The organism is Acetivibrio ethanolgignens (genome assembly GCF_001461035.1).
Classification (GTDB): Bacteria; Bacillota; Clostridia; order Lachnospirales; family Lachnospiraceae; genus Velocimicrobium; species Velocimicrobium ethanolgignens.
Genome location: NZ_LNAM01000199.1, coordinates 1 through 13,037, shown reverse-complemented (window position 1 = coordinate 13,037; position 13,037 = coordinate 1). Strand labels below are relative to the sequence as shown.

The window sequence follows — 13,037 nt, the reverse complement described above, 5'->3', positions numbered from 1 at the left end:
GAGCAGATGTAAGAGTTGGAAGTTGCAAATGTCTGCTTAATCAGCAGACACTAATTATTATTTTATATTTTTAAAAAAATATAAAATTTTAAATATTTTGTTTGCAATATTATCCATCAGAGAACCTGTTTCACTGTTGTTATTTTTTTGGGTTTTAGGACAAGGATTGGGTTTATCTGTTAAAGTAATTTTTTTGATTATTTTATTTACAATACCTATATTTTATAGTCTGTATAGTATAAGAAATTTTAAAGATATTTTGTGCATAAATAATAACTATACCATAGTTAAGTTGATACTTTTAATAATAATGCTATAAATGAGCAAATTTGAAAAAATGCACAAAACTATCCTGCTAATTTCATAAACGCTTCAAAATCAATGCTGGATTTTGCACATTGAAACAGATATTGATACTTTTCCTGCTGAATGATACTGCGAATCAGTTGATGTCCTTCCTGGAAAGACTGATATCGTCCAGTGCCTATAACACAGATATAATGTGCCATTGACATCAGCAACCAGTATCTTTGGATCCCCTTTGAGGAACGTATCTGATAGGTATCCAGTGCCAGCCGGGTCTTACATTGTCTGAAAAAGACCTCTATCGGCCATCTGCACACATAGCAGGTAAGGATCTCCAGTGTTGATAACGCCACGTTTGTGCTGATAAAAGCTCGCAGTGCTTTGGGATTTCCAAATGCCTTTTCAGGATAACTTAAAAGAACAACCGCATTTTCGATACCATTCAGGTTTCCTTCATACCGGTACACATAATATCTTCGGTTTTTGACGGTCACAAGGTCAAATCCCTTCTCTGTTACCGATAATTCAGCAGCAAGTTCGCTGAGCTTCTTTTTCATTCCTGATGGGTACAGCAGGCGGTTTGTTTTTAACGCTCCAATGGTATGGAACCCCTTCTGTACAAATGTGTTGATTATTTTTTCAGAAACATACCAGCAGTCACAAAGGAAATATGACATGACCGGAGGTTCTGGCAGTTCCTTTGCAATGTTCTGCACAATATCAATCTTGGAAATGGATTTATTGTACAGGACAAAAGCATAGTTCAGGATAATGCCATTGCACGAAAGCATAACAGCAACCGCCTGATGACCATAATCCTGTTTTCCCTTTAAATGGGACTGGTGGAAATACGCATCTTCAATTGGATGCAGAGCCTGTGACGAAGGCTTTGTCTTTGAAGCTATGGTATCATCCACAATACAGAAAACAGGCTTTCCGGTGCGCTGTGCTTCTGAATAAATAATTTCAACTATGGAGGATTTTAACGTATTTTCCAGTAAGGTATCATCCCATTTCCCGGAATTGAGGAAATGGGCGATGGTAGTTCTGTGGCAGGAACTGTTTTGTGCAAAGTCGGTAGTCTTTCCATGGTAACCTGAGATAAAGATACTGATCAGAATACTCATGAGATGACCGATCACTCTGTTCGAAAAAGATTTGCATAAATTTAATTTCTTAAACTGGTTGTATAAGAATGTAGAATGATGTATAGTATTTGCGAGAGGCACCTTCTTTCGTAAATGTTGCAATGTTTGTTTTGTCACTTTCATTATACAACACAAACGATTTAAGGTGTCTTTCTTTTTATGCAAAATCACGAACTTGCTCATTTATAGAATAATGAATTTTTTGTTATACTCGTTTATAAATATAGGAACTCTTTTGATTACTACAAAGATTTTCGGGAATAATTGAAATTACACATGAGAAAAAGAAATCCAAGACGTACCGATGAGGAGTGGATCAATCTGAACCAGGAATACCGTTCCAGTGGTCTTTCTGATAAATGCTGGCGCGAGGAACATCATATTCATACAAGCAACTTTTATTACCAGATCCGGAGGCCACGAAAAAAAGCCTGAAGGATGTATATTCCGACCGGTGAGGGTTCTTCCGCAATTATCCGTATTACCCATTTAACAATATAAGCTTTGCGGCCAATAACTCCTTGCTACAACGACCATACATGGTACGTTTTATCATTTTCAATTTGCTGTTTGTCCCCTTAACAAAACCATTGGATAAAGGGCTGGCTACTGCATTTTCTAATAAACAGATATAAGCACGGCATGCTTTTCTTTTGAAAAATCTCCCGGAATTCCCGAATGCAGGACATCAGCGTCCTAGGCTGCGGATAGGTATCCATCAGATATGATTTATGACGAGCAGTTATCTCGTGGTTCACCCATAGGAAACGAAAGATAGTACTTCTTGATATTTGGTCATTGTATTTCTGCTGCAATGAAGCGTTTTAGATATCGCACGTTTGCTGTATCCGGCTTCTGAGTATTCATGGATTGCATAATACAGCTGTACACTTTTTTCATTGTAATCCAGAGGTTTATCCACATCACAATGCATTTTTTTTACAAGGCTCCACGGCAGCTGCAGCGGTTTTACTTGTTCCATAGTCTATAGGAATCCGGACGTCTACGGGAATCACAGAAGTTACTGTATTCTTAATGGTTTCCAGAAGATTTTGATGGAGATGGAATCGATCCTCTATCTGCATAGCATCCGGCAGTATTTCATGGATAGCAGACGAATACGCACTTGCCCTGTCCCGTGTGACTGTCTTAACGTGTTTATTATTCCTATTCAACATTTTCTCTGGCACATACAAAGTATGGCCATTATCTGTTTATGACATATCCGTATTCAATATCTGCTGAGTTTGAGACTGTAGTTCCTAAAGTCTTGGTATGTGTGATTTTGGAAATTGTTTTAATGGTAATGATATTGATATAAAGGTGCATTGTGTATGAATAAAAACAATAAGATTAGAGAAAAAAAGGGAGCGGAATCTAAACATAAAGTTGGGGTTTGTATGTCTTTGGGCATGTGTTTTGGAATACTTGCGGGCGTAGTTTTTGGTAATATTTCAATCGGATTGTTTTGTCGCAATAGCCAGATAGCCTGCACAAGTTTAGTTTGAATTTTACTTTTGTGTGAACGATAATTGTGGTCGAAAACAGTTGCATTTTCACCTGATATGAGGTAAATTTTATATATAACTTTTAAACTAAGGATATAAGGTGATAATGAGATGAAACGGTATTTAAAAACAGCAATGATTACCAGCATTGTTATGCTATTTCTTTTGGGAGGAGCTACTGTTTTTCTAATGAAAAGTGCTAAGACAGTGCAAAAGGAGCAGGAAAAGCTAGTAGAGCGGCAGCTGGATAAAAAAGTATATGGAGTAGAGCAGGAGGACGTATCGGACGATAAGATAATTCCTCTGTATTTAGACGGAGAAAATAAAAATGTTACTACCTTTACCTATGAATCGGTCAAGGCTATCTATAATAAGGAAAACTCAAAAAGGACGGCAAAGGAATTGGAGCGGCTGAAAAAAAAGAACAGCTATAATATGGACAATCCTTTGTGGTCCTATAATCCCTTTGGGACAAATGAGTTGTCTCTGTACCTTTATTTTCAGACAGTGGACGCTTACAGCGTTGAATATACAGTTCATATAAAAGATGGTGAAACGGCAGATTTTAACCGTGCCTGTCCTGGAGTCAGCGGGAAGAAGGAGCATGAATACCAAATAGTAGGATTAGTTCCTGGAAAGGAAAATTTTATTATTTTGAAATTTTATGATGCACAGGGTGAGCTTAAAAACCGCAAGGTCTATAGTGTCAATCTGCCGGAAATAAAGGGCGTCAACAGCCATTTGATGGAGATTGATGGTAAGAGTCTGGAGCAGATATCCCAGGGACTCTATTTTTTCCTGGGGCATGACTGGGAAAATAAAAAGGCACCAAGGGGTATCTGGATTTACGATAATTCTGGTGTTCTTCGCGGAGCTGTGCCAACAGTAAGTGGCCGTGTCTTGGAGATTTTAGAGCTTGGGAATGAACTGTTTTATAATTATAGTATGAGCGGCCTTTGTACGGTGAACCGACTGGGGCAGGTAACAGAGACCTATAACCTGGAAAGCCACAGGCTATCCGGAGATTTTGCCTATGATGGACATGGACATATTGTTCTTCTGACTACGAAAAAGAATGCTAAGACGACAGGAGACCGTATTTTGACACTGGATATGAAGACAGGAAAATTTGGAAAGGAAATCTCCCTGACTTCAATTATTAAGGGTGTATCAAAGAAAAAGAACTGGCTTAAGGCTGATTCTTTAGTCATGATGGGAAGTAACGGAGTATTGATAAATGCAGCAAAGCTTTCCAGTCTGATTCGGATTCAGAATATTTTCAGCGAAAATCCTACTCTCGCCTATGTAATCGGACCAGAGAAAGTATGGAAAAAGGCAGATGTGACAAGGCTTTCTTATGCTGATGAAGAGGCTACGGCAGAGCCTTTTAAGCCAACTGGGTTAAGGCTGGTGGATGACAGCCTGGCGGCTGACAGAACCTTCCGGGTAGCCTTTTACAATAATAATAAGGCAGGAAAAAGCTCCAGTCTGGCAGAATACACGATTAATGAATCGGATGGAACCTACTATCTGGAAAGCTCTTTTGAGTTACCGGAATCTGTTCGTGAGAATAGTGTGCAGGCCTATAGGGGACATTGGATTGTCAATTCGGCAGAGGATTGTTCTGTATCTGAATATGATGAAAAGGGAAAGGCAATCCTCACCTTTAAATACCATATAAGCAACTATACACCAAAGGTGTATAAAAAGGATATGAAGGGCTTTTGGTTCCAATAGGAGCCTTAACCATATAAGCTTTAATAATAATTAAAAAGGTGGTTAAACAGATGAACAAATTAGAACTGCAAAAAATGGCAAACGAAATCCGTAAGGGTATCGTTACTTCTGTTCATGCCGCTAAGGCAGGACATCCGGGAGGCTCTTTATCCTCCGCTGAAATTTTCTCATATCTGTATTTTGAGGAAATGAATGTAGACCCAGAGAATCCGAAAAAGGCCAACAGAGATCGTTTTGTGCTTTCCAAGGGTCATTGTGCACCGGGAATGTATGCTGCATTAGCGTTAAAGGGCTTTTTCCCGAAAGAGGATCTGGTAACACTACGTCATGTAGGTTCCTACCTTCAGGGACATCCGGATATGAAGCATATTCCAGGTGTTGATATGTCCAGTGGCTCTTTAGGACAGGGACTTTCTGCAGCGGTAGGTATGGCATTGTCTGCAAAGCTTTCCCATGAGGATTACAGAGTATATGCCCTGCTTGGTGATGGTGAAATCCAGGAGGGACAGATCTGGGAGGCAGCTATGTTTGCAGGTGCCAGAAAGCTTGATAATCTTGTTGTCATCGTAGATAATAATAATCTGCAGATAGATGGAAGCGTAGAAGAAGTATGCTCTCCATATCCAATAGACAAAAAGTTTGAAGCCTTCAACTTCCATGTAATTAATGTGGATGCCCATGATTTTGATGCATTGGATAAAGCCTTTAAAGAGGCAAGAGAAACCAAGGGTATGCCTACAGCCATTATTGCCAGGAGTATTAAAGGTAAGGGTGTTTCCTTCATGGAAAATCAGGTAGGCTGGCACGGAACAGCTCCTAATGATGAGCAGTATGCGATTGCAATGGAAGAATTAGAGAAAGCAGGTGAAGCATTATGTCAGAAGTAAAAAAAATCGCAACAAGAGAGAGCTATGGCAATGCCTTAGCCGAGCTTGGTAAGGAGCATGATAATTTATATGTATTGGATGCCGATCTGGCAGCGGCTACAAAGACCGGTATTTTTAAAAAGGCATTTCCGGAAAGGCATATTGACTGTGGTATTGCAGAGTCAAATATGATGGGAATTGCAGCAGGTATGGCTTCTACAGGAAAGGTTCCTTTTGTAAGCTCCTTTGCCATGTTTGCAGCAGGAAGAGCTTATGAGCAGGTAAGAAACACTATCGGATATCCACATCTGAATGTAAAGATTGGTGCGACCCACGCAGGTATTTCTGTGGGTGAGGATGGAGCGACTCATCAGTGTAATGAGGATATTGCTCTGATGCGGACGATTCCGGGCATGGTAGTAATTAACCCATCGGATGACGTGGAAGCAAAAGCAGCAGTAAAGGCGGCCTTTGAGCATGATGGCCCGGTATATATGAGGTTTGGACGTCTGGCAGTTCCTGTTATCAATGACAGAGCGGATTATAAATTTGAGCTTGGCAAGGGTGTTGTATTAAGAGAAGGCAAGGATGTTACAATCGTAGCGACCGGACTTTGTGTAAATGAAAGTCTTCAGGCAGCCGAGCTTCTGGCAGCAGAGGGTATTGAGGCAAAGGTTATCAATATTCACACAATCAAGCCTCTGGATGAAGAGCTGATTGTAGCGGCAGCAAAGGAAACAGGAAGGGTTGTTACCGTAGAAGAGCATTCTGTGATTGGTGGTCTGGGAAGTGCAGTATGTGATGCCTTATGTGCAAGCTATCCGGCTCCGGTATTAAAAATTGGTGTGCAGGATACCTTTGGTGAATCAGGACCAGCACTTGAGCTGATTAAAAAATATGGTCTGGATAGAGAAAGCATCGCTGCAAAGGTAAAAGCGTTTTTATAGACCGTCTTTTGTACAGGAAAGGAAAATAGAACATGGAAGCAGCTTGTGTATATCAGTATGTAAAGGATTTGGTTTCTTATGGTGAAGAAAAGGGACTTGTGAAGAAGGAGGATCATATTTATATAACAAATCGTATTCTGGAGGCACTGGAGCTTTCGGAATATGAAGAACCAGAAGCTGCAAAAGAAAAGGAGCTTCCTCACATTTTAGAGGGGCTTCTTTCTTATGCTTGCGAGGCTGGGATTATTGAAGATAATATTACTGCTAGGGATTTGTTTGATACAAAGCTGATGGGACTTATGGTGCCGGCTCCGAGTGAGATAATCCGAAAGTTTGGAGAACATTATAAAAACAGTCCTAAGGAAGCGACCGACTATTACTATAAGCTGTCCCAGGACAGTGACTATATCCGCCGCTATCGTGTTGTAAAGGATATGAAATGGAAGGCTGAAACGGAATATGGCACTTTGGACATTACAATTAATCTTTCCAAGCCGGAAAAGGACCCAAAAGCAATCGCAGCTGCAAAGCTGGCAAAACAGAGCGGTTATCCGAAGTGTCTACTCTGTATGGAAAATGAGGGCTATGCAGGCAGGATGAACCATCCGGCAAGGCAGAATCACCGGATTATGCCGGTAACAATTGACGGTCAGTCCTGGGGCTTTCAGTATTCTCCCTATGTCTATTACAATGAGCACTGTATTGTGTTTAATAGAGAGCATACAGCGATGAAAATTGATGAAGCAGCTTTTAGAAAGCTTTTTGATTTTGTAAAGCAGTTTCCACATTATATGGTAGGCTCTAATGCAGATTTACCGATTGTTGGAGGATCTATTTTAAGCCATGAGCATTTTCAGGGCGGAAGCTATGAGTTTCCGATGGCAAAGGCACCGGTAGAAAAAAACTTTACGATAGAGGGCTTTGAAGATATCAGTGTGGGCATTGTTAAATGGCCGATGTCTGTACTCCGGATTGCAGGTAAGGACACGGAGCAGCTAATCTTACTGGGAGGAAAGATTCTGGCTGCCTGGAGAGGCTATAGTGATCCGGAGGCAGGTATTTTTGCTGAAACGGATGGAGAGCCTCACAATACAATCACACCGATTGCCAGAAAACGTGGTGAGCTTTTTGAACTGGATCTGGTACTTCGGAATAATCTGACCACGGAAGAACATCCGTTGGGAGTATTTCACCCACATGCAAAGCTTCATCATATTAAAAAAGAAAATATCGGTCTCATTGAGGTTATGGGGCTTGCTGTCCTTCCGGCGAGATTGAAGCATGAGATGGAGCTATTGGCAGAATATCTGACAGAAGGAAAGGATATTCGCAGCTGTGAGGAAATTGCAAAGCATACGGACTGGGTGGAGGAATTTTCTGTAAATTATGAACAATTTACGGAAAAAAATGTAAATAATATTTTGCAAAAAGAAATAGGTATTGTATTTTCTCGGGTTTTGGAAGATGCCGGTGTTTACAAAAGAACAGAAAAAGGTGCCAGAGAATTTGAAAAATTTATTGAAAAGTTAATCTTTTAGTGGTAAAGTGTACATACGCGGAAAAATATAGGATAAGAAACGCGGAAATTGTTTTACTAGGAGGTGTACACACAATGCATTTTGGATGGTTATCAATTATTCCACCAATCATTGCGATTGTACTGGCTCTTGCAACGAAGGAGGTTATTTCCTCTCTTCTGATAGGTATTTTAGCAGGAGCATTGATTTTTACCCATGGTAGCCCTATGAGTATGATTGAGACAACCTTTGCAGTTATGGGTGAGAGAATGGCAGATAATGTTAATATTCTGATTTTTCTTGGACTTTTAGGTGCACTGGTTGTTATTGTAACAAAGGGCGGAGGTTCTGCAGCCTATGGTAACTGGGCAGTAAAAAAGATTAAGACAAGACGTGGTGCTTCTCTGGCGACCGGTATTCTTGGCTGTATCATCTTTATTGATGATTATTTCAACTGTCTTACCGTAGGTACTGTTATGAAGCCGGTTACAGACAAGCACAGAATTTCCAGAGCAAAGCTTGCATATCTTCTGGATGCAACAGCAGCTCCGATTTGTATTATTGCACCGGTATCCAGTTGGGGAGCTTCTGTAGCAGGTTACATTGAAGAGGCCAACATTGGAAATGGTATGGGGACCTTTATTAAGGCTGTTCCGTTTAATATGTATGCATTGTTGACGATTATTATGGTAGTGATTGTCTGCACCACTAAGCTTCAGTTTGGCTCGATGGCGAAGTTTGAAAAAAATGCCATTGAAAAAGGAGACTTGTTCTCTAATGAAGCGGCGGCTAGGGAAGAGACAATTGATGCCTATAACAAAAATGGAAAGGTTATGGATTTGATTATTCCAATCCTGTCTCTGATTGTATTTTCCATTTTAGCTATGATTTATACGGGCGGTGGCTTTAGTGGCGAGACGGGGCTTTTTGATTCCTTTGGAAACTGCGATTCTGCATTTTCTCTTGTATTGGGAAGCTTTGGTGCTCTGATTGTTACGGCTGTGCTATATGTTCCAAGAAAAATACTTTCCTTTAAGGAGTTCTTTAATTGTATCGGTGAAGGTGTAAAATCCATGGTTGGTGCAGATATCATTCTGATTCTTGCATGGACGATTGGTGGTATCTGTAACTCAGAACACCTGGGAACCGGACTTTATGTAGGAGAGATTGTATCCAGTGGTAAGTTCCCTGTATTTATTCTGCCAATGTTAATTTTCGTTGTAGCTGGTTTCCTTGGCTTTGCTACCGGAACTTCATGGGGAACGATGGCACTTTTGATTCCGATTGCAGGAACCATCTGTACCTCACCACAGACCAGTCATCTGGCACTTCCTATTTTGGGAGCTATTCTGGGTGGAGCTGTCTATGGAGATCATATTTCACCGATTTCTGATACGACAATCCTTTCCTCTACGGGAGCTGGCTGTAATCATCTGGACCATGTATCCACACAGCTTGTTTATGCAACGGTAGTAGCTAGCTGCAGTGCAGTAGGATATTTGTTAATGGGTCTTATTGGTGGCTTTGCATTACCATTTGCAGTTGCTTTGGGACTTATGCTTCTTGCCTTATTTATTGCAAATAAGAAGGGCTATGAAAAAATGCCAATTGATTATTCTAATGTAAATCATTAAAGTAGAAGGATTGAGATGTTAGAGTCCTCTGGATAATGATGAGTTAGAGGACTTAAAAATAGAGGTGAAGCTATGGAAGCAGTAAAAATAAAAAAAATTGTAGAAAGGCAGCAGAGCTTTTTTAAAACGGGAAAAACGAGAGATACATCTTTTCGTAGGAAGGCATTGATGCGGTTAAAGAAGGAGATTGGACGCCAACAGGAGGACATTTTAAAGGCTCTTTTTGAGGATCTTGGAAAAAGCAGGACAGAGGGCTTTATGTCTGAGCTTACGCTGGTGTTAGGTGAAATCAATTATATGCTCCGTCATCTGGATAGCCTTTCCAGGGATCAGCTGGTGCTGCCGGAGCTGGCGCAGTTCCCATCAGTCTGTATCCGTAGACCAGTGCCTTATGGAACAGTTCTGATTATGAGTCCATGGAATTATCCATTTATGCTGACGATAGAGCCATTGGTAGATGCTCTGGCAGCAGGTAACACAGCAGTAGTTAAGCCAAGTGCTTATGCACCTCACACAGCTTTGGTTATCGAAAAAGTGTTAAAGGCAGCTTTCCCGGAGAAATATGTTGCTATTGTGCAGGGTGGACGGGAAGAAAATGAAGAGCTTCTGAATCAAAAATTTGATTATATTTTCTTTACCGGAAGCATGAATGTAGGGAAAATTGTCATGGAAAAGGCAGCGAAGCATCTGACACCGGTATCCTTAGAGCTTGGCGGTAAAAGTCCATGCTTTGTAGACAGGACGGCAGACCTTTCTTTAGCAGCCCGCCGGATTGTATTTGGAAAATTTTTGAACTGTGGGCAGACCTGTGTAGCACCGGACTATATTCTGTGCCATGAAAGTATTAAGGAACAGCTGGTTTCTGAGTTGATTCGTGAGGTACAGCTGCAGTATGGAAGATATCCTCTGGCAAATAAGAACTATGGAAGAATTGTGAATGAAAAGCATTTCCATCGGCTGACTTCACTGATTGATAAGGAAAAATGTGTCTGGGGCGGTGCCTATAATGAGGAAGAACTGCGGATTGAACCAACGATTCTTTCTGATGTGACCTATGATGCCCCGGTAATGCAGGAAGAAATTTTTGGACCGGTGCTTCCAATTGTAACCTACAGAAGCCTTTGGGAGGCTGTGGAGAAGGTAGAGAGTCTGCCGCATCCTCTGGCCCTTTATATTTTTAGTCAGAGTCCAAGTGCGGTGAACTATATCCAGGGACATTGTCGTTTTGGCGGCGGCTGTGTCAATGATACGATTATTCACCTGGCAACGAGTCAGATGGGCTTTGGAGGTGTAGGAGAGAGTGGTATGGGTTCTTACCATGGAAAAGATGGCTTTGCGGCATTTACCCATTATACCAGTATCGTGAAAAAAGGAAAATGGCCGGATCTTTCCGTAAGATACCAGCCATATACCAAGGCGAAGGATAAATTTATCCATCGATTTTTATCCTAAAAATCTTTTACTTTACTTTTTTGAATCTGATAGGTCATTGGGATGACAATATCCAGAGGTGAAAATTTAACAGCCAGATAGGAGACCTTTGTGGTAAGGGAAGGAATGACAAGGCGTTTTTTCCGGAACATGCCGTGAAGGCCTTCTTTTGCACATTCCCTGGCACTAATGGAAGGCAGAGAAAAGCTGGTACCGGCAACACGATGGAACTCAGTATCCACAGGCCCTGGACAAAGGGTAGTAACAGAAATATTTTTATTCTGTTTTTTTAACTCATAGCCAAGGGCCATGCTGAAGCTGGCTGCATAGGCCTTGGTCGCTCCATAGGTAGCCAGAAAGGCTCCCGGTTGAAAGGAAGCAATACTGGCGATATTTAAAATATAGCCTTTCTCCATCTGCTTTGCAAACTGCCGTGACAGAATGTGAAGAGCAGCTACATTGGTATCAATCATAGAAAGCTGTTCCTCCAGAGGAACCTCTGTAATATAACCTATTTTTCCAAAGCCGGCTCCATTAACCAGAATCTCAACCGGATAATCCTGGTATTTTTCACACAAAGCAAGGCAGGCCTTGCGGTCACTCAAATCACAGACATATGGTTCTACAGTAATAGAAAAGCGAGACTCCAGCTCTTTTTTCATTTTCTCCAGACGTTCCCTGCGGCGGGCTACTAAAACCAGATTGCAGCCCTTCTTTGCCAGCAAAAGAGCCAGCTCTCTGCCAATTCCACTGGAAGCACCGGTAATAACAGCGTACATAAAAATCCCCCTTTTAATATATAAAATATATTTAATTTTATCACATAAATGGAGAGTTTGTCATCCTAAGAAGCAAACGAGGAGAAATGAAATGAAAAAATATATGCATACGTTAAAAAAGGCCTTTGTTGCAACCCTTCCTGTTATGGCAGCATATCTGGTTCTTGGTGCTGGATTTGGAATTGTATTAAAAACGAAAGGGTATGGTATTATCTGGGCTATTGCCATGAGCCTGTTAATTTATGCTGGTTCTATGCAGTTTGTTGCAATTAATTTGATATCTGGCGGAGCCTCTTACCTAACAATTGCCCTGACAACACTGATGGTAAATGCAAGACATTTATTTTATGGTATCTCTATGATAGAAAAGTATAAGGATATGGGAAAGGTGAAGCCTTATTTGATTTTTTCCCTGACAGATGAGACCTATTCCCTTGTTGGTACAGATAAAAACGAACACACAAAAGAATATTATCTGATGGTTTCTTTGCTAAATCAGCTATACTGGATTAGTGGCAGCGTAATAGGTTCTTTGCTTGGTTCTATACTGCCGTTTAATACAGAGGGAATAGACTTTTCGTTAACTGCGTTATTTATTACTATTTTTATCGATCAGTGGCGTAACGTAACAAATCATTTTCCGGCAGCTCTTGGGGTAATTACAACCCTGATATGCTTGCTTGTGTTTGGTGCAGACAATTTTCTTATTCCGGCTATGCTGGTCATTACTGCAGTGTTACTTACGGTGCGAGGCAGAGAGGAGATTTTTAATGAGTATTAAACTATATCCTGTTATATGTATTGTGATTATTGCATTTGTAACAATGATTCTTCGTTTTCTGCCATTTATTCTGTTAGGAAATGAAAAAAAGACACCGAAATCTATTAATTATCTGGGAAAGGTTCTTCCATACGCAATAATGGGAATGCTAGTAGTATATTGCTTGAAAGGGATTCGCATAACAAAATATCCGTATGGAATTCCAGAAGTGGTTTCCTGTATCATCGTAGCAGGAATCCATATATGGAAACGCAATACCTTACTGAGTATTATGGCAGGCACAGTATTTTATATGATATTAATTCAGAGTGTATTTTAATTTTCTAATTAGTGTCTGCTGATTAAGCTAAAACACTTAATTTTACTGACTTTTACCTCGTTTT

The 13,037-nt window shown here is 40.6% G+C and carries 11 protein-coding genes; 8 read left to right on the top strand and 3 right to left on the bottom strand.

Annotated elements, in window-relative coordinates; translation table 11 throughout:
• Positions 1-347: 347 nt before the first annotated feature.
• On the bottom strand, positions 348-1,433 hold the full coding sequence (locus ASU35_RS15955; protein ID WP_058353976.1) for a transposase: 1,086 nt from the start codon (positions 1,431-1,433) through the stop codon (positions 348-350).
• Positions 1,434-2,377: 944 nt separating this feature from the next.
• Positions 2,378-2,632: a transposase gene (locus tag ASU35_RS20335; RefSeq protein ID WP_058353974.1), complete on the bottom strand. Its 255-nt coding sequence runs from the start codon at positions 2,630-2,632 to the stop codon at positions 2,378-2,380.
• Between the two features lie 441 nt (positions 2,633-3,073).
• On the opposite strand from ASU35_RS20335, the gene ASU35_RS15940 reads away from it, so the two are divergent.
• From ASU35_RS15940 to ASU35_RS15915, 6 genes are all read left to right on the top strand, one after another.
• Complete coding sequence (locus ASU35_RS15940; RefSeq protein ID WP_058353973.1) at positions 3,074-4,699, top strand: aryl-sulfate sulfotransferase; 1,626 nt, start codon at positions 3,074-3,076, stop codon at positions 4,697-4,699.
• 38 nt (positions 4,700-4,737) lie between these two features.
• Positions 4,738-5,586, top strand: coding sequence for a transketolase (locus tag ASU35_RS15935; protein ID WP_341417504.1), 849 nt, complete (start codon positions 4,738-4,740; stop codon positions 5,584-5,586).
• A complete protein-coding gene (locus ASU35_RS15930) occupies positions 5,574-6,512 on the top strand; it encodes a transketolase family protein (protein ID WP_058353971.1) in 939 nt (312 codons plus the stop codon). Before ASU35_RS15935 ends, ASU35_RS15930 begins: the two co-directional genes overlap by 13 nt.
• A gap of 32 nt (positions 6,513-6,544) precedes the next feature.
• A complete protein-coding gene (gene galT / locus ASU35_RS15925) occupies positions 6,545-8,050 on the top strand; it encodes a UDP-glucose--hexose-1-phosphate uridylyltransferase (protein ID WP_058353970.1) in 1,506 nt (501 codons plus the stop codon).
• A 74-nt stretch (positions 8,051-8,124) separates the two neighbouring features.
• The gene (locus tag ASU35_RS15920) at positions 8,125-9,663 is read left to right on the top strand and encodes a Na+/H+ antiporter NhaC family protein (protein ID WP_058353969.1); all 1,539 of its coding nucleotides are present in this window, start codon (positions 8,125-8,127) and stop codon (positions 9,661-9,663) included.
• Between the two features lie 72 nt (positions 9,664-9,735).
• Positions 9,736-11,115: an aldehyde dehydrogenase gene (locus ASU35_RS15915; protein ID WP_058353968.1), complete on the top strand. Its 1,380-nt coding sequence runs from the start codon at positions 9,736-9,738 to the stop codon at positions 11,113-11,115.
• On the opposite strand, the gene ASU35_RS15910 is transcribed toward ASU35_RS15915, so the two are convergent.
• Positions 11,112-11,873 carry an SDR family NAD(P)-dependent oxidoreductase gene (locus tag ASU35_RS15910; RefSeq protein ID WP_058353967.1) on the bottom strand — a complete coding sequence of 254 codons (762 nt, stop codon included), beginning with the start codon at positions 11,871-11,873 and terminating at the stop codon, positions 11,112-11,114. The two genes, ASU35_RS15915 and ASU35_RS15910, sit on opposite strands and share 4 nt — an antisense overlap.
• A gap of 91 nt (positions 11,874-11,964) precedes the next feature.
• Here ASU35_RS15910 and ASU35_RS15905 point away from each other — a divergent pair, with 91 nt between their 5' ends.
• Positions 11,965-12,654 carry an AzlC family ABC transporter permease gene (locus ASU35_RS15905; protein ID WP_058353966.1) on the top strand — a complete coding sequence of 230 codons (690 nt, stop codon included), beginning with the start codon at positions 11,965-11,967 and terminating at the stop codon, positions 12,652-12,654.
• A complete protein-coding gene (locus tag ASU35_RS15900) occupies positions 12,644-12,973 on the top strand; it encodes a branched-chain amino acid transporter permease (protein WP_058353965.1) in 330 nt (109 codons plus the stop codon). The genes ASU35_RS15905 and ASU35_RS15900 overlap by 11 nt, the downstream gene beginning before the upstream one ends.
• Positions 12,974-13,037 lie beyond the last annotated feature (64 nt).